Genomic DNA, 17282 nt, shown 5'->3' on the forward strand with positions numbered 1-17282 from the left:
GTACGAGGGGACGACCGCGAGGAGTACGTGGCCGGTGTGCTCGGCGAGCCGGGCCAGCAGCCCGTCGGGGGCGTGCAGTTCGGGGGTGTCGGCGGTGGAGTCGACGACGGCGACCACCGCGTCGAAGCCGGCGCCCGCCACGTTGTACGCGTACCGGTCGCCGGGGCCGTCCGCCGGGTTGTCGTGGGCCGGGAAGACGAGGCGGGTGCGTATCGCGTAGCCGGGGTCGTCGACGGCCAGGACGGGTGAGCGGGTGGTGGTGGAGCAGCGGACCTCGGCGTCGGTTCCCAGCGCGGCTTCCAGGGCGGTGCCGAGGCGCAGCGGCGCGTACATCAGCTCCTCGAAGCCGAGCACCAGGATCCGGCGAGGGCGGGGGCCGGTGTGGGCGCCCAGCGCGGCCGCGATCCGGTCCGCCATGCCCGGGAGCGCCGCTTCCAGCGCCACCCGGTGGGCGGGGGTGAAGCCGTGCCGTCCTCCGTCGGGCACGCCGGCCGGCCAGCCGAGGCCGACCCGGGTGACGGGGGCGGTGTCCGCGCCTTCGGCGGCCCCCGCGGGGCCCTCCGCCCGCCCGGCCCGTGCTGCCCGGTCCGCCTGTTCGGCTTCCTGGGCCGCGACCAGTGCCTGGCCGCGTTCCAGCACGCCGTCCGGCAGGGCGACCGTTCCGGTGCCGCGCGTCACCAGGTCGACGCGGGCGCCGATCTCGGCGGCGAAGGCGGTCAGCCGGTCGCGGTCGCCGGCGGAGCGCATGTCGACCAGGGCGACGACGACGTACCGCTCGCGCGGGTGCAGGGCGTGCAGCGCGCGGATGGTGTTGAGCACCGTGTTGCCGGTGGAGAACTCGTCGTCGACGAGCACCAGCACGGAGGCGTCGGCCCCTCTCCCGCCGCTCGCGAGCAGGTCGCGGTCCTCCGGCAGCAGCAGGTGCGAGGTGGCGTGCGAGTGGGCCTCCTCGAAGCCGCCCGCCTGCCGGGCGCCCGCCACCGGACGGCGGGTGGAGTGCAGGTACGGGGCGTCCCGCAGGCCGTCCGCGACGGCGTGGCCGAGGCCGGTGGCCGTCTCCGCGTACCCGAGGACCACCGCGCGGCGGGCCTCCTGCGCGCCGAGGAGCGCCCGTACCCGTTCACCCAGCTCGAACCCGGCCCCGTGGACGACGGAGGGCCGCTGGGGCACGTGCTTGCCCAGCACGTTGGACACCAGCAGATGCGCCCGCTTGGGGTTGCGGCGCAGGGCCAGGCCCAGCAGTTCCCGGAGTTCCGCGTCGCCTTCGAGGGCGACGCCCAGTCGCTCCGCCACCCAGTTGCCCGACCACACCACGTCCACGGTCTCTTCTCTCGTCGCGCGCTCGCTCATCGACGCGCGCTCAGTTCGTCAGGCCGGCGGCCAGCAGGTCCACGAAGCCGACGTCTTCCTTCGCCACCCCGAAGACCTCGGCCCGCTGGAGCGTGCGCTCGGCCCAGGCCCGGTGGGGCTTCACTTCGTTCATCTTGTTCGTGTACGCCGAGCGCAGCACCCCGCCGCCCCCGCGCTCCGGACTCAGGATGTCCTGGGCGTCGGTGTACTCCTCGTGGCTGACCACGGACAGTGCGTGGACCGGCGCCACGTGCGACGGGTGGATACAGGTCTTGCCGAGCAGGCCGTTGGCCCGGTCGAGCTCGATCTCCCGGAGCAGTCCGTCGAGGTCGTGCTCGATGAGTGCCGTGCGCAGTTCCTCGGCCCGGCCCTCCAGGAAGGGGCTGCGGCGCAGCTGGGGCTTGAACATGCGCTCCTGGCGGCGGAAGTACTCCCAGACCGGGCCGGTGATCGTGAAGCCGGTGCCGTCGGCCCGGCCGAGCACGTTGACCACGTCGGCGATCACGGAGGCGACGATATGGACGTCGTACGCCGTCATGTCGGGCGCGCGGCGCAGTCCGTAGGCCGAGCAGAAGTCGGTGACGCCGAGCCGCAGGGCGAGCACCCGGTCCCGGTGCTTCTCGACGCTGCGGGCGATGCCCTGGAGAATTTCGCCGCGTGTCTCCAGATGGAGCAACTCGGGGGATTCGAGGACCGGCATGGCGAAGAGCCGTCGTGCGCACTCCGACTCGGCCTCGGCGAGCGCCTCCAGGAACTGCCTGCCACGCTCTTCGGTGAATTTGGGAAGTACGAAACCGGACAACATCCGGGCCGATTCGCCGAGGCGCCGCACCAGGTCGGTGATCTGAGCCGGTTCCCGTACGCGGATGAAGAGCAGCGGTACGTCGGCGGCCACCGCGGCCGTGGCCTCACGCGGATCCCTCGGGGCGGCCCCCGAAGCCGTGTCGTGGTTCCCCGCTGCCGCGTCGCGGGCGGCCAGCTCGGCAAACTGCCTGATCAGATTGGCTTCGGCGCCGGTGACCTCGGCATCGTCGATGGAGTCCTCCAGGCACAGCACCATGGAGACGACGCCGCGCGCGGCCTGCTTGAGCACGTCGTCGGCGAGCGACGGCCGGGTCGCCGGGGAGTAGAGCGTGGCTCCCAGGGCGACGGAGAGCATCCGTGCCGGGGAGTCCGCGGTGAACGTGCAGGGCTCCCTGAAGAACAAACCCTCGCGGGCAGTGGGCGATATGTGCCCGAAGTGACGCATGATTTTCCCCCGAACTGCCTGACCGGCCGAACAACGCATGGCCGGTAATAGTACGTACGGACGGGTGTCAACAGTTCCCCATGTACATGAATTTCCGGTTACCCGCCCCTTGTCCGGCCCCCTGTCGCGGTATCTTCGCGCCCTGCCCGCGCCGCCGCCGGGCACGGTCGTACCGCCCCCCGCGTTGTCCGCACGGGCCCCCAGCAGGCAGGATGACGGTCATGACGCACACGATGCTGAAGGGCTCGAACGTCCCCGTCGATGCCGCGGCCGTCCGGGCCGTGCTGCGCTGGACCCCGGGCCCCGGGGTTCCCGACGTGGACGCCTCCGCCCTGCTCCTCGGTGCGTCCGGCCGGGTGCGGTCCGACGAGGACTTCGTCTTCTACAACCAGCCCCGGCACCCCTCCGGCCTGGTCCGGCGGCTGCCGAAGCGCAGTGTCCCGGAAGGGCTGACGGACACGGTCGAGGCGGACCTCGGGGCGCTCGACGCGTCGGTGGACCAGGTGGTCATCGCGGCCTCTTCCGACGGGGCCGCCTTCGAGCAGGTCCTGGACCTGCGGATACTCCTTTTCGACGCCGCGTTCGCCGAGGGCGAGCCGCTGGCGGTGTTCGATGTCCGGCCGGAGACCGGGGAAGAGACGGCGATCATCTGCGGCGAGCTCTACCGTCGCGGCGAGGGGTGGAAGTTCCGCGCGGTCGGCCAGGGGTATCCCACCGGCCTGATCGGCCTGGCCACCGCCTTCGGCATCTCGGTGGACGAGTCGGAGGCCGTGAACGGGGCCCCAGCGGTGAACGGGGCACAGGACCCGGCCGCTCCGGTGGGCACGGGGCCCCTCCCGGCCGCCGCGCCCCCGCTGCCGGCCGTGCCGCCCGGGCCCGGGCCGGACTCCCAGGCCACGGTCCAGCACCAGCAGCCCTCCTACGGCTATCCGCCGCCGGTGACACACCCCGCTGCCGCCGCCATGGCCCACCAGCCGGCGTACGGCTATCCGCAGCCTGCCGCCGAGCCGCCCGCGTACGGCTATCCGGGGCCCGCGGCAGCCGCCGCGCACGCGCCCGACCCCCATTTCGTGCTGCCTCCACAAGGTCCGCAGTTCGTCCGGTCCTGAGCCGCCCCGATCCGATTCCGCCGTACGTCCTGTTTCCTGCGTACGTCGCGATTCCTGCGTACGTCGTGGTTCCTGCGCAGGTCCTGATTCCCGTGTTCGTCCTCGGGCCCTCACGGCTGCCCGGACTCAGGTCCGGGACTTGTAGCCGCGCCCCCACTGCATGCCGTAGCCGTACAGCCGGTCCAGCTCCGACTGGAAGCCGTACACGAACTTCACCTCGCGGCGCACGATCAGCTCGTCCTTGATGTTCTCCACGGTGAACACCGCGCAGGAGCGGGCCTGCGGTGCGCGCTCGTCCAGCTCGATCTCGATGCGCGGGCCGTTGCCCGGGTACAGCGTGATCTTGGCGTGCGTGCGGTCGAACGCGGGCGTCCGGTCGTAGATGTAGACGAAGAACAGCAGCCGTTTGATCTGGTCGCGCTGGTCGAGGTTGACGTAGACCGTCTCCCCCGAGGGTGCGCCGAACCGGTCGTCGCCGCTGAGCCGGACGTAGGGCGGACCGTTGAGGTCGCCGATCAGGCTGCCCAGCGGCTGCACGACGCCCTTGGTGCCGTCCATCAGCTCATACATGCAGCCGAGGTCCAGGTCGACGTTGACGACGCCCTGGGTGTGCGCCTGGACGACCTCGGGCTTGAAGAGCTGGAGGGGTCGCCGCAGCATTCCGCTCTGGCGCGACCGGCCCTCGATGTCCGAGGTCCGCATCCGCCAGGACAGGTTGACCCGGAGGTTGCCCGACAGGGCCCCCTGCTTGTTGAGCGAGATCGTGGCGTTCCGTTTGGTCAGCACGATCGCGCTCGACGTCGAGTTGCCCGAGTCGAACTGCGCCGCGCGCCCCGGCCACAGGCCGTCGAAGAATCCCATACCAACCCCCACCTGTTCGCGCGCCCGGACATCGCTGCGGGGCGGCCACCGGGCCGGGTCCGGGAGATCCCGGAGAGCCGTCGCCGTGTGGGCCGCCCCGCAGAGAGCGTTCCTCAATCCTTACCGGGTCACACCCCGGAGGACACCTCGGACTTGCTTCCCGAGCCGCCGCCCCCACCGGATTCCGCGGCGAGGGCGCGGTTGCGCCTGACCGAGGACCAGAAGGAGAGGGCGATCAGGATCACGCCGACCGAGCCGGTGATGAACTCGTTGATCTGGTACTGGATGGTGATCAGCAGGATGATCGAGAGCGCGCCGATCGCGTAGTGCGCGCCGTGCTCCAGGTAGACGTAGTCGTCGAGCGTGCCCTCGCGCACCAGGTAGACGGTGAGCGAACGGACGTACATGGCGCCGATGCCGAGGCCGAGGGCCATCAGCACGATCTCGTTGGTGATGGCGAAGGCGCCGATGACGCCGTCGAAGGAGAACGAGGCGTCCAGGACTTCCAGGTAGAGGAAGAGGAAGAACGCGGCCTTCCCTGCGAGGGCGACCCCGGTGACGGGCTTGCCCTTCTTCTTGGCCTCTTCCTCGGCCTCGTGCTCGCGCTCCTCCTCCTCTTCCAGCTTGCCCTCGAAGAATCCGGAGAGCCCGCCGACGACGAGGTAGGTGATCAGACCGGCGATGCCGGAGAGCATGACCGTGGCCGCCTTGTCGGCGTGTCCGCCACCGTGCTGGTGGGCCTGGGTCGCGAAGGTCGTGGCGGTGATGAGCAGGATGATCAGCGCGACGCAGACCGACAGCATGTCGACCTTGCCGAGCTTGGCGAGCGGGCGCTCGATCCAGCGCAGCCAGTGGATGTCACGGTCCTCGTCGAAGATGAAGTCGAGGAAGATCATCAACAGGAACATGCCACCGAAGGCGGCGATCGACGGATGGGCGTCCGTGACCAGTTCCTTGTACCTGTCAGGGTCGTTGAAGGACAGGTCGATGGCCTCGATCGGCCCGAGCTGGGCGCTCACGGCCACGATCACGACGGGGAACACCAGCCGCATTCCGAAGACGGCGATGAGGATGCCGACGGTGAGGAAGATCTTCTGCCAGAAGGCATTCATCTTCTTCAGGATTCCGGCGTTGATCACCGCGTTGTCGAAGGACAGCGAAATCTCCAGGACGGACAGGATCGCGACGATGCCGAATGCCTGCCACCCCCCGTAGAAAATCGCTGCGACCAGGCCGAGCGCGGTGACCGCGAACGACCAGCCGAAGGTTTTCAGAACCACTGGCTACCTCATCGTGTTGGTAAAGGGTCTCCCCCGGTATGTCGGGGCTCCCCCGGCGCCTGGGGCCTTTCGTTTGGATCATGTCGGACCCCGCGGGGTCCGACATGATCCAAACGAAAGGCCCGAGCGGCGCTATGAAACGTTGACGCCGAAGTCTAGAGCGATGCCGCGCAGGCCGGACGCGTACCCCTGGCCGACGGCACGGAATTTCCACTCGCCGTTGTACCGGTAGAGCTCGCCGAAGATCATCGCGGTCTCGGTGGAGGCGTCCTCGCTCAGGTCGTAGCGGGCCAGTTCCTGGCCGTCGGCCTGGTTGACCACCCGGATGAACGCGTTGCTGACCTGGCCGAACGCCTGGCCCCGGTTGTCCGCGTCATGGATCGAGACCGGGAAGACGATCTTGTCGCAGTGGGCGGGAACCTGGTCGAGCCGGACGATGACGGACTCGTCGTCGCCGTCGCCCTCGCCGGTGAGGTTGTCACCGGTGTGCTCGACGGAGCCGTCGGGGCTCGTGAGGTTGTTGTAGAAGATGAACCACTCGTCGCCGAGCACGCGGCCCGACTGGCACAGCAGTGCGCTGGCGTCGAGGTCGAAAGCGGCTCCTGTGGTGGAGCGTGCGTCCCAGCCGAGCCCGACCAGCACCTGGGTGAGGTTGGGTGCGACCTTGGAGAGGGAGACATTGCCTCCCTTGGCGAGCGTGACGCCCATGTGTGTCCTCCCCGAGTCGTGTAAAACGCTGCCGGGCGCTTTCGACGCCCGAGGCCGGGCGTCGAAAGCGCCCGGTCAGGGAGTGTCCGGCGCATCGGGCCGGCCACCCCCCGGGGCCCAGTGACGTCAGACGTTGACGCCGAAGTCCTGGGCGATGCCGCGCAGACCGGAGGCGTACCCCTGGCCGATGGCGCGGAACTTCCACTCGGCGCCGTTGCGGTAGAGCTCGCCGAAGACCATCGCGGTCTCCGTCGAGGCGTCCTCGCTCAGGTCGTAGCGGGCGAGCTCGGTGTTGTCGGCCTGGTTGACCACGCGGATGTACGCGTTGCGGACCTGGCCGAAGCTCTGCTGGCGGCTCTCGGCCTCGTAGATCGAGACCGGGAAGACGATCTTGTCGACGTCGGCCGGCACGGCGGCCAGGTTCACCTTGATGACCTCGTCGTCGCCCTCGCCCTCACCGGTGGTGTTGTCACCGGTGTGCTCGACGGAGCCGTCGGGGCTCTTCAGGTTGTTGAAGAAGACGAAATTGCCGTCGGCGGCGACCTTGCCCTCGGCGTTCGCCAGCAGCGCGCTGGCGTCGAGGTCGAAGTCACCACCGGTGGTGGTGCGGGCGTCCCAGCCCAGACCGACGATGACCGCGGTCAGGTTGGGCGCGGCCTTGGTCAGCGAGACGTTGCCGCCCTTGCTGAGGCTGACTCCCACGAGTCCTCCAGTAGTTTTCTCAGGGGCCGGCAGCCGCCGGCGTCCCCGTCGTTCATTGGCATCGGATCAACGAGTGGATCCTAGTGACCGGTTCCCGGCCAAAACAGGCTTTTGACCGGGCGTCGCCAGGAGATCGTCTCAGAGCGCTTCGAGCGCCTTGACGTAGTCGTTCAGGTCACGGGCGTCCGGGAGGCCGTTCACGACGCTCCAGCGGACGACGCCCGCCTTGTCGATGACGAAGGTGCCGCGCACCGCGCAGCCCTTGTCCTCGTCGAAGACGCCGTACGCCCGCGAGGTCTCCCCGTGCGGCCAGAAGTCCGACAGCAGCGGGTACTCCAGGCCCTCCTGCTCGGCGAAGACGCGCAGGGTGTGGATGGAGTCGTTGGAGACGGCGAGGAGCTGGGTGCCCTCGTTCTCGAAGCGGGGCAGCTCGTCGCGGAGCGCGCACAGCTCGCCGGTGCAGACGCCGGTGAAGGCGAACGGGTAGAACACCAGCACCACGTTCTTCTCACCGCGGAACTCCGACAGCCGCACGGTCCGGCCGTGGTTGTCCTTGAGCTGGAAGTCCGGGGCCTGACTGCCGACCTCGATCGTCATGGAAACACGTATCCCTTCGCCGCTTCTCCGCATCCCGGGCCGGGTCCGTCCGGGTGACACCCACCCTACGCAGGGGCCCCGGGCCGGTCCCGGAGGGGCCGTGGACGTACGAAGGCCCCCATGGGCGCGGTGTGCGCCCGTGGGGGCCCCGGGGTGGTGCGAAACGTGGTTCAGCGCTTGGCCTTGGCCCCCTTGGGGGTGACCAGACGGCTGCCCGTCCAGTCCTTGCCCGCGCTGATGCTCTTGGTCTGGGCGAGACCGGCTGTCTGGGCAGCCTCATTGATGTCGCTCGGTTCGACGTATCCGTCACGGCCGGTCTTCGGCGTCATCAGCCAGACCGTACCGCCGTCCTCGATCAGACCAATGGCATCCACCAGCGCGTCCGTAAGGTCGCCGTCCTCGTCGCGGAACCAGAGCAGGACGACGTCTGCGACGTCGTCGTACTCCTCGTCGACGAGTTCCTGGCCGGTAGTGGCCTCAATGCCCTCACGGAGCTCCAGCTCGACGTCGTCGTCGTAGCCGATCTCCTGGACCACTTGTCCGGGCTCGAACCCCAGGCGTGCTGCCGGGTTGGTTCGCTCCTCCGCGTGGTCCGCGGTCGCGCTCACGGGTTGCCTCCTGATCATGTCTTCGGAAAATGCTGCAGCCACGCGCGTGCGCGGGGCGTTGGCCGTAGTCCACACGGGCTCGGCGAATCGCGCAAGTACCCAGCGTGCGAGACCGCCTATACGGTGACGTTCCCTGCCACGTCGCCGCAAGTTCCGGCATGTCTCTCCGGCGGCTTCCCGGGGTCTTCCCGGGTCACTCCATCCGTTTACGTCCTTCCTCAGCTTATGCGGTTTCGATCCGCCAATCGGATTCGAACAGCCTTTGGGAACACTTGGACGCCTTGGGCGTAAGGTTGCGGTTTGCCCGTACCCCGCCACGTACTGCCCACACGCGTGCCCCGTGGACGCGTTTCGGCACCGTGGGGTTACCCCACGGTAGAGATGACGTTCGGGCCCTCGCGGTAGCACGATGGAGGCGGCGTATCCAGAGTTGTCCCCGGGGGCGTGCTCCCCTGAGCAGGCCCCGTAGCGCACCACCGAACAGCGAAGGAACAGTGTGGCTTCCGGATCCGATCGCAACCCGATCATCATTGGCGGCCTTCCGAGCCAGGTCCCGGATTTTGATCCCGAGGAGACCCGGGAATGGCTCGACTCCCTCGACGCCGCCGTCGACGAGCGCGGCCGAGAGCGGGCCCGCTATCTGATGCTCCGGCTCATCGAGCGCGCGCGGGAGAAGCGCGTCGCGGTGCCGGAGATGCGCAGCACGGACTACGTGAACACGATCGCCACGAAGGACGAGCCGTTCTTCCCCGGCGACGAGGAGATCGAACGCAAGGTCCTCAACGCGACGCGCTGGAACGCCGCGGTGATGGTCTCGCGGGCCCAGCGTCCCGGGATCGGCGTCGGCGGCCACATCGCCACGTTCGCTTCCTCCGCCTCGCTGTACGACGTGGGCTTCAACCACTTCTTCCGGGGCAAGGACCAGGGCGACGGCGGTGACCAGATCTTCTTCCAGGGACACGCGTCCCCGGGGATCTACGCCCGCGCGTTCCTGCTGGACCGGTTGAGCGAGGCGCAGCTCGACGCGTTCCGCCAGGAGAAGTCGAAGGCCCCGAACGGGCTGTCCAGCTATCCGCACCCGCGGCTGATGCCCGACTTCTGGGAGTTCCCGACCGTCTCGATGGGCCTCGGTCCGCTCGGCGCGATCTACCAGGCGCGGATGAACCGTTACATGGAGGCGCGCGGCATCGCCGACACCTCCAAGTCGCACGTGTGGGCCTATCTGGGCGACGGCGAGATGGACGAGCCGGAGTCCCTGGGCCAGCTGTCCATCGCGGCCCGTGAGGGCCTGGACAACCTGACCTTCGTGGTCAACTGCAACCTCCAGCGGCTCGACGGCCCGGTGCGCGGCAACGGGAAGATCATCCAGGAGCTGGAGTCGCAGTTCCGGGGTGCCGGCTGGAACGTCATCAAGCTGGTCTGGGACCGTTCCTGGGACCCGCTGCTGGCGCAGGACCGCACGGGCATCCTGGTCAACAGGCTGAACACCACGCCGGACGGCCAGTTCCAGACGTACGCCACCGAGACCGGTGAGTACATCCGCGACCACTTCTTCGGCGACGACCCGCGGCTGCGGGACATGGTCAAGGACATGACCGACCAGCAGATCCTGCACCTGGGCCGCGGCGGCCACGACCACCGCAAGGTCTACGCGGCCTACGCGGCGGCCAAGGCGCACAAGGGCCAGCCGACGGTCATCCTGGCGCAGACGGTCAAGGGCTGGACGCTGGGGCCGAACTTCGAGGGCCGCAACGCGACCCACCAGATGAAGAAGCTCACGGTCGAGGACCTCAAGCGCTTCCGGGACCGGCTGCACATCCCGATCACGGACAAGCGGCTGGACGAGGGCTACCCGCCCTACTACCACCCGGGTCGCGACTCGGAGGAGATCCAGTACATGCACGACCGCCGCCAGGGTCTGGGCGGTTACGTCCCGACGCGTGTGGTGCGTGCGAAGCCGCTTCCGCTGCCCGAGGACAAGACGTACGCGGCTGCGAAGAAGGGATCGGGTACACAGTCGATCGCCACCACCATGGCGTTCGTCCGCGTCCTGAAGGACCTCATGCGGGACAAGGAGATCGGCAAGCGTTTCGTGCTGATCGCCCCCGATGAGTACCGCACCTTCGGCATGGACGCGTTCTTCCCGAGTGCGAAGATCTACAACCCGCTCGGCCAGCAGTACGAGGCGGTCGACCGCGATCTGCTGCTCGCGTACAAGGAGTCCCCGACGGGCCAGATGCTGCACGACGGCATCTCCGAGGCGGGCTGCACGGCCTCGCTGATCGCGGCCGGTTCGGCGTACGCCACGCACGGCGAGCCGCTGATCCCGGTGTACGTCTTCTACTCGATGTTCGGGTTCCAGCGCACCGGCGACCAGTTCTGGCAGATGGCCGACCAGCTCGCGCGCGGCTTCGTGCTCGGTGCGACCGCCGGCCGCACCACGCTGACCGGTGAGGGCCTCCAGCACGCGGACGGCCACTCGCAGCTGCTCGCCTCGACCAACCCGGGCTGTGTCGCGTACGACCCGGCGTACGGGTTCGAGATCGCGCACATCATGAAGGACGGGCTGCGCCGGATGTACGGCGAGGCGAACGAGGACGTCTTCTACTACCTCACCGTCTACAACGAGCCGATCCAGCACCCGGCCGAGCCGGAGGACGTGGACGTCGAGGGCATCCTCAAGGGCATCCACCGCTTCAGCACCGGCGGGAAGGGCGAGATCCCGGCCCAGATCATGGCGTCCGGAGTGGCGGTCCCCTGGGCCCTGGAGGCCCAGAAGATCCTCGCGGACGAGTGGAACGTCAAGGCGGACGTCTGGTCGGCGACCTCCTGGAACGAGCTGCGCCGCGAGGCGGTGGACGTCGAGCGCTACAACCTCCTGCACCCGGAGGAGGAGCAGCGCGTCCCGTACGTGACCAGGAAGCTCGAAACGGCCCAGGGCCCGTTCGTGGCGGTCTCGGACTGGATGCGTTCGGTTCCGGACCAGATCGCGCGCTGGGTGCCGGGCGCCTACCAGTCGCTGGGCGCGGACGGCTTCGGCTTCGCGGACACCCGGGGTGCGGCCCGCCGGTTCTTCCACATCGACGTGCAGTCGATCGTGCTGGCGGTCCTCACCGAGCTGGCCAAGGAGGGCAAGGTCGACCGGTCGGCCCTGAAGACGGCGGTGGACCGCTACGAGCTCCTGGACGTGGCCGCGGCCGATCCGGGCGCGGCGGGCGGCGACGCGTAAGCAGGGACGGCCGGGAGGGGCGGTGGCGCAGGAGCGTCGCCGCCCCTCCCGCGTGCGTGTCCGGGCTCAGTTCTCCCAGATCTTGAAGGCCCGTACCTGGTACGGGGACCGGGGCGTCCAGGTGCCGCCGCCGGGGTACGTCTCGAACTCCCCCGTCTCCGCGCACTCGGCGGACTGGTACGTGGTGACGGGCCGCCCGGTGCGGTTGGCGAGGGACTGGGCGTCGCCGCCCTTCGGCAGCGGGACGCAGCTCTCGATGTCCACGCCGGAGAGCTCGAAGGTGTGGCGGGCCCCGGTGAAGTCGGCCTTCTTCCAGAGGCAGAGCCTGCCCGCCTCACAGGTCCCGAGTGCGACGCCCGGGGACCGCTCGGGGGCCGCCGCCGCCCGGTCGTGGGCCAGGGCCTGGGGAACGAGTGCGGTGACGGCCAGGGCGGCCGCCGCGAGGACGGTCGTACGCATGATGGATCAACCCCCGTGGTTGGTCGGTGTTCGCTTCCGCCGCTCACTCTGTGTCACCGGGGGTGGTGTGCGGAAGGGCGGCCGGGGGGCGCCACCCTGATAGGCGAGAGCCCCGCCGAAAGGATTCGGCGGGGCTCCGGCCTGCGCTGTGTTGACGGCCTGCGCCGCTTCGTGCGTCAGATGTGGCCGACTCCGGCGCCCGCCTCGGCGTTCTCGCCGCGCTTGGTGAGGGTGGCGACGAAGGCGGCGACCACGGCGACGATGCCCGCGACGGTGAAGGCCAGGCCCATGCCGGACATGAACGTGTCGTGGATGACCCCGCCGATGCTGTCGATGACGTCCGGCGTCATGCCGGGAGCCTTGGCGAGCTCCTCGGCGGGCACTATGCCGAACTCGGCGGCCTCCTCCAGCTTCGGGTCGGGTACGCCGGGCAGGCCCGCGCCCGCCCAGTTGTCCGCGAACTCGGAGCTGACCTTGGAGGACATGACCGCTCCGAGGACGGCGGTGCCGAGCGCGCCGCCGACCTGCATGGCGGCCTGCTGGAGACCGCCGGCCACGCCGGAGAGCTCCATGGGCGCGTTGCCGACGATGACCTCGGTCGCGCCGACCATGACCGGGGCGAGCCCGCAGCCGAGCAGGGCGAACCAGAGGGACATCGCGAAGGTGCCGGTGGAGTCGCTGAGCGTGGTCATACCGAACATCGCGGTGGCCGTGCAGACCATGCCGCCGACCAGCGGGACACGGGGGCCGAACTTGGTGATCAGCAGGCCGGCGACCGGCGAGGAGACGATCATCATGGCGGTCAGCGGCAGCAGGTGCAGACCGCTGTCGACCGGGCTGAGGCCGTGGACGCCCTGGAGGAAGAACGTCACGAAGAAGAGGCCGCCCATGAAGGCGAAGGCCATCAGCATCATGAGGACGACACCGGCCGTCAACGGGACGGAACGGAACATCCCCAGCGGAACGAGTGGTTCCTTGACCTTCGTCTGCCAGAGACCGAAGGCGACGAAGAGCAGGATCGCGAGGCCGAGCCACGCCCAGGTGCGGCCGTCGCCCCAGCCCCAGGACTCACCGGCCTTGATGATGCCCCAGATGAGGGAGAACATCGCGCCCGAGAGCAGCACGATGCCGAGGACGTCGAAGGAGCGCGGCGCGTTGGCGGCACGGTGGTCCTTGAGGATCACCAGGCCGAAGATGAGCGCGACGACGCCGACCGGCACGTTGATGAAGAAGACCGACTGCCAGCTGACGTGCTCGACGAGCAGACCGCCGACGATCGGGCCGCCCGCGGTGGACGCGCCGATGACCATGCCCCAGATGCCGATCGCCATGTTCAGCTTCTCGGCGGGGAAGGTGGCGCGCAGCAGGCCCAGTGCGGCCGGCATCAGCAGGGCGCCGAAGAGGCCCTGGAGCACACGGAAGAGAACGACCAGGACGATCTCTTTGGAGAAACCGATCGCGGCGGAGGAGACCGCGAATCCCACGATACCGATCAGGAAGGTCTGACGATGGCCGAAGCGGTCGCCCAGCTTGCCCGCGGTGATCAGGGCGACGGCGAGCGCCAGGAGATAGCCGTTGGTGATCCACTGGACGTCGGCAAGCGAGGCGCCGAGATCCTTTTGGATCGCGGGGTTCGCGATGGCGACGATGGTGCCGTCGAGGGCGACCATCATCACGCCGAGGGCGACGGCGAAGAGGGTCAGCCAGGGGTGGCCGCGGAGCCCCTTGACCGGGGCGGGTACTGCGTTGTCTTCCGGCTCCCGCGGCGCCTTCTCGACGGTGGTCTGACTAGTCATACGGCGAGACTAGTGACAGCTACTGACAGTTGACAAACCAATTCACAAGTCAGTAACTGTCACGTAGCTCACACGTAGCTCACAGGTATGCTGAGCTGGACAAACACGGGAAAAGAGGAACCAGTACGTGACCGACGGGCAGACAGGAGAGCCCCGAGCCGGACTGCGTGAACGCAAGAAACAGCGCACCCGGGACGCGCTGGTGCGTGCCTCCCTCGAACTGTTCACCACCCAGGGATACGAACGCACCACCGTCGACGAGATCGTCGACGCCGTGGAGGTCTCCCAGCGCACCTTCTTCCGCTACTTCGCGAGCAAGGAGGACGCCACCTTCGCCGTGCAGGAGATGGTCGAGTCCCGCTTCATCGAGGAGCTGCGCCGCCGCCCCGCGGACGAAGCGCCCTTCGAGGCCATGCGCCGGGCGGTGCTGTGCGCGTGGAACAGCATCGGCGAGGCGATCGAGGAGGTCGTCAGCGTCGATCTCCATATGCGGACCTACCAGATGATCGAGTCGACCCCCTCCCTGCTCGCCGCCCATATGCGGCGCGGGGTCGCCCTGGAGAACCAGATCGCCCTGCTGATCGCGGAGCGCGAGGGGCTCGACGTGGAACGGGACCCCCGGCCGCGGGTGGCCGTCGCCGCGTTCTCCGGGGTGATGCGGGTGACCGGTCAGCTGTGGGGCCGTGGGCTCGACCCGAGCGTGGAGGCGCTGCGCGACCTGACCGAGGAGTACCTCGACCAGCTCGCCCCGGCCCTCGCCCGCGACTGGCGTCGGGCGTAGCACCGACTCGGGACGGGCGCCGGGAGGCGCGGCCCGGAACGGACGTCAGAAGGAGCGCGGCCACGGGACGATGGTGACCCTGTGTGAGAAATCCGTGATGAATCCTTCGCGGACGGGTGATCTACCTCACCCGAATCACGGTGGTCGGCGCGCGTCTCCTAGGGTGTGGCGCAGTGACTTCCTTCGACACCTCACCCACGTTGACCGCATGGCGCGCGCTGCTCGCCGTGGCGGTGGTGTTCGTGATGCTGGCGACGACGGGCTGGAGCGCCGTCCGCGATCAGCACTCCGACGGGCCACGCGAGCTCGCGCTCGCCTCCTGGGCGAAGGACCGGATAGCGGGCCGCTCGCTGCCGGACGCCGACGGCCCCGCCTACCGGCTGGCCCACTTCTTCGCCACCCTCACCTCGGGACAGCAGATCGCCCTCGCGGGCAAGTACCCGTCGGTGGTGGGCAATCTGAACGGCGCTCCGGTCACCCTGCGCTACCACGCCAACCGGGTGGCCCTCAGACAGGCCGTGGCCGTGGAGAGGACGCGGGCGCACGACGAGAAGCTCTCGCCGGACGGACGCGGTGAGGCGGAGGCCCGGCTCGACCGGTTCCGGTCGATGCTCACGGGCCGACGCCAGATCCTGGCCTTCGATCCTTCCGGGAAGGGCCGTGCGGCCGAGGTGTTCGGGAATCTCGACCGGGCCGCCCGGGTCTCCGTCGTCGTTCCGGGCGTCGACACCCATCTGCTGACCCTGGAGCGCGGCACCCGCGCGTACCGGGCCCCCGTCGGCATGGCCAGGTCCCTGTACGAGGCGGAGCGCTCGGCCTCCCCGGGCACCCGCACGGCCGTCATCGCGTGGGCCGACTACACCGCCCCGGCCGGCCTCGGCATGGACGCGGCGCTGGGCGGGCTCGCGGCGAACGGCGCGATCCGGCTGAACGCGATGGTGGGCGCACTGCCCGGCACCTCGAAGGTCTCGCTGTTCTGCCACAGCTACGGCTCCGTGGTGTGCGGGGTGGCCGCGCACCGGGCCCACGACCGGGTGGCCGACATCGCGGTCGCGGGCAGCCCCGGGATGCGGGCCGCCAGCGCCGGGCAGTTGGAGACCGGCGCCCGGATCTGGGCGACGCGGGACGGGGACGACTGGATCGGGGACGTACCCCATCTGGAGTTCGGCGGGATCGGTCACGGGGCCGACCCGGTCGACCCGGCCTTCGGCGCGCGGATCGTCTCGGCGGCCGGCGCCGCCGGGCACAGCGGCTACTTCGAACCGGGCACCGAGAGCCTGGACAACTTCGCCGCGATCGGCGTCGGAGCCTACGGATCGGTCAGCTGTGCGAGCGCCGGAAGCGCCTGCCACAGCGGTATTTCCGGTGAGCCGGACGGCTGACGCGCGTAGAGGTCGGTGTCGGGCGGATTAATTGGGACTTGCTCCGAGGGGGGACGCGGGCGACTGTGCCGCATACGATGAGGCACATGGGTGATGTGCTGGCCGGAATTCATGCCACCTGGGAGTTCGACACCGACTCCGTGCTCATCCGCTTCGAACGGGGCATCCGCACACCGAAGCTCTTCCAGAGCCTGCGGGAACGCCGCATCCCGTATGCGGCCTTGTCGTCGGTGACGCTGACCCCCGGCAAGCGGGGCACGGTGGTTCTGCGTGCCGTGCCGAGAGCGGGTGCCGATCCTCTGGTGGAGGCTGCCTCCGGGCAGCTCAAGGAGGGGTGCGACCCCTATCGCCTGGTGCTTCCGGCGGAGCGGGAGGTGCTCGCCGAGTACTACGCGGACGAGCTGCGGGCCCTGCTGGACCCCGGGGCCGGCGAGAGCGCCGACCGGTTCCTGGTGGCGGCCCCCGAGGCCCCGATGAACTTCAAGGCGTACGACGGCCGGGCCAGCTTCGACGGCGAGCGGATCTCCTTCCGGTGGTCCTGGACCGGGGCCTCCAGCGCCAAGTGGAAGGCCGGCGACCAGAGCTTCCGGGCGAGCGAACTGGCCGGAATCGTGTGGCGCTCGCCCGAGGCGCTGGACGGCTATCTGCGTCTGGTGCCCCGCGCCGCGGCCCCGGTCGACCACCGCACCGGCGGCAGCCTGGGCGATCTGCACGGTCCCGGCGGTTGCGGGGACGCGGACGGCGGGGCGCCCGCGGGCGTGCCCGCCGGGCCTCCGGCCGCCACGGCGGACCAGGATCCGGCGGCCGTGCTGTTCGGCCTGGGCTACGGGCCGGTGCACGAGTCGCTGCCCTTCGCCGCCGCCGTCCTGGAATCCGTACGCCGGACCCAGCCCGCGCCCGCCGCCTCCGCCCCGGTCCTGGTGAACGCCGGGCGGCGCGATCCGGCGGACATCGCCGAGCGGATACACCACCTCGGCGAGCTGCATCAGGCCGGACTGGTCACGGACGCCGAGTACAGCGCGAAGAAGGCCCAGCTGCTCGCGGAGCTGTGACCCGTGCCCCCGCCGGGGCGGGACCCCCGTACCGGGGTATGAGGCGAACCCGCCGAGGGTCCCGACCCCGGTATGACGCCCCCGGGCCCCCGGCCTGCCTAGGCTGACCGGGCCATGTC

General features: G+C 69.7%; 14 protein-coding genes and 1 pseudogene. 5 read left to right on the forward strand and 10 right to left on the reverse strand.

All coding sequences use genetic code 11. The annotated features are described in order from the left end of the window. Together HET64_RS23830 and HET64_RS23835 are read right to left on the reverse strand one after the other, a co-directional pair. On the reverse strand, nucleotides 1–1350 hold a 1350-nt coding region (locus HET64_RS23830), incomplete at its 3' end, for a phosphoribosyltransferase family protein (protein WP_215108748.1). 10 nt (nucleotides 1351–1360) lie between these two features. Next, nucleotides 1361–2599, reverse strand: coding sequence for an HpcH/HpaI aldolase/citrate lyase family protein (locus HET64_RS23835; protein WP_215108750.1), 1239 nt, complete (start codon nucleotides 2597–2599; stop codon nucleotides 1361–1363). A 221-nt stretch (nucleotides 2600–2820) separates the two neighbouring features. Between HET64_RS23835 and HET64_RS23840 the strand changes: the two genes are divergently transcribed. Beyond that, complete coding sequence (locus HET64_RS23840) at nucleotides 2821–3708, forward strand: TerD family protein (RefSeq protein WP_215108752.1); 888 nt, start codon at nucleotides 2821–2823, stop codon at nucleotides 3706–3708. Between the two features lie 126 nt (nucleotides 3709–3834). Here HET64_RS23840 and HET64_RS23845 read toward each other — a convergent pair whose 3' ends face one another. The 6 genes from HET64_RS23845 to HET64_RS23870 form a co-directional block, all read right to left on the reverse strand. Further along, complete coding sequence (locus HET64_RS23845) at nucleotides 3835–4569, reverse strand: Tellurium resistance (RefSeq protein ID WP_215108754.1); 735 nt, start codon at nucleotides 4567–4569, stop codon at nucleotides 3835–3837. Between the two features lie 128 nt (nucleotides 4570–4697). Then, on the reverse strand, nucleotides 4698–5849 hold the full coding sequence (locus HET64_RS23850) for a DUF475 domain-containing protein (protein WP_215108756.1): 1152 nt from the start codon (nucleotides 5847–5849) through the stop codon (nucleotides 4698–4700). Nucleotides 5850–5981: 132 nt separating this feature from the next. Beyond that, complete coding sequence (locus HET64_RS23855) at nucleotides 5982–6557, reverse strand: TerD family protein (protein ID WP_003969403.1); 576 nt, start codon at nucleotides 6555–6557, stop codon at nucleotides 5982–5984. Between the two features lie 126 nt (nucleotides 6558–6683). Further along, nucleotides 6684–7259 carry a TerD family protein gene (locus tag HET64_RS23860; protein WP_215108758.1) on the reverse strand — a complete coding sequence of 192 codons (576 nt, stop codon included), beginning with the start codon at nucleotides 7257–7259 and terminating at the stop codon, nucleotides 6684–6686. Nucleotides 7260–7397: 138 nt separating this feature from the next. Beyond that, entirely contained in the window at nucleotides 7398–7856 is a 459-nt protein-coding gene (locus tag HET64_RS23865; protein ID WP_003969401.1) for a peroxiredoxin, read from the reverse strand. Nucleotides 7857–8026: 170 nt separating this feature from the next. Continuing rightward, the gene (locus HET64_RS23870) at nucleotides 8027–8464 is read right to left on the reverse strand and encodes a DUF3052 domain-containing protein (RefSeq protein WP_003969400.1); all 438 of its coding nucleotides are present in this window, start codon (nucleotides 8462–8464) and stop codon (nucleotides 8027–8029) included. 496 nt (nucleotides 8465–8960) lie between these two features. Here HET64_RS23870 and aceE point away from each other — a divergent pair, with 496 nt between their 5' ends. Beyond that, nucleotides 8961–11693 carry a pyruvate dehydrogenase (acetyl-transferring), homodimeric type gene (gene aceE / locus HET64_RS23875; RefSeq protein WP_215108760.1) on the forward strand — a complete coding sequence of 911 codons (2733 nt, stop codon included), beginning with the start codon at nucleotides 8961–8963 and terminating at the stop codon, nucleotides 11691–11693. Nucleotides 11694–11759: 66 nt separating this feature from the next. On the opposite strand, the gene HET64_RS23880 is transcribed toward aceE, so the two are convergent. Next, nucleotides 11760–12152 (reverse strand): peptidase inhibitor family I36 protein, encoded by a 393-nt coding sequence (locus HET64_RS23880; RefSeq protein ID WP_215108762.1) that lies wholly within the window; start codon nucleotides 12150–12152, stop codon nucleotides 11760–11762. Nucleotides 12153–12306: 154 nt separating this feature from the next. Then, a pseudogene (locus HET64_RS23885) lies at nucleotides 12307–13948 on the reverse strand (MFS transporter); the annotation flags it as partial. A 127-nt stretch (nucleotides 13949–14075) separates the two neighbouring features. On the opposite strand from HET64_RS23885, the gene HET64_RS23890 reads away from it, so the two are divergent. From HET64_RS23890 to HET64_RS23900, 3 genes are all read left to right on the forward strand, one after another. Next, nucleotides 14076–14729, forward strand: a complete 654-nt coding sequence (locus tag HET64_RS23890; RefSeq protein ID WP_215108766.1) for a TetR family transcriptional regulator — start codon at nucleotides 14076–14078, stop codon at nucleotides 14727–14729. A gap of 173 nt (nucleotides 14730–14902) precedes the next feature. Beyond that, nucleotides 14903–16111: an alpha/beta hydrolase gene (locus HET64_RS23895; protein WP_215108768.1), complete on the forward strand. Its 1209-nt coding sequence runs from the start codon at nucleotides 14903–14905 to the stop codon at nucleotides 16109–16111. 86 nt (nucleotides 16112–16197) lie between these two features. Next, nucleotides 16198–17163 carry a DUF4429 domain-containing protein gene (locus HET64_RS23900; RefSeq protein WP_215108770.1) on the forward strand — a complete coding sequence of 322 codons (966 nt, stop codon included), beginning with the start codon at nucleotides 16198–16200 and terminating at the stop codon, nucleotides 17161–17163. The last annotated feature ends 119 nt before the right edge of the window (nucleotides 17164–17282 follow it).

Source organism: Streptomyces sp. McG3, assembly GCF_018619185.1.
Classification (GTDB): Bacteria; Actinomycetota; Actinomycetes; order Streptomycetales; family Streptomycetaceae; genus Streptomyces.

Excerpts from the sequence above, each read along its gene's own strand:
- HET64_RS23835 (WP_215108750.1), bottom strand. The coding sequence starts at position 2,599 with ATGCGTCACTTCGGGCACATATCGCCCACTGCCCGCGAGGGTTTGTTC.
- HET64_RS23840 (WP_215108752.1), top strand. The coding sequence starts at position 2,821 with ATGACGCACACGATGCTGAAGGGCTCGAACGTCCCCGTCGATGCCGCG.
- HET64_RS23845 (WP_215108754.1), bottom strand. The coding sequence starts at position 4,569 with ATGGGATTCTTCGACGGCCTGTGGCCGGGGCGCGCGGCGCAGTTCGAC.
- HET64_RS23855 (WP_003969403.1), bottom strand. The coding sequence starts at position 6,557 with ATGGGCGTCACGCTCGCCAAGGGAGGCAATGTCTCCCTCTCCAAGGTC.
- HET64_RS23865 (WP_003969401.1), bottom strand. The coding sequence starts at position 7,856 with ATGACGATCGAGGTCGGCAGTCAGGCCCCGGACTTCCAGCTCAAGGAC.
- HET64_RS23880 (WP_215108762.1), bottom strand. The coding sequence starts at position 12,152 with ATGCGTACGACCGTCCTCGCGGCGGCCGCCCTGGCCGTCACCGCACTC.
- HET64_RS23900 (WP_215108770.1), top strand. The coding sequence starts at position 16,198 with ATGGGTGATGTGCTGGCCGGAATTCATGCCACCTGGGAGTTCGACACC.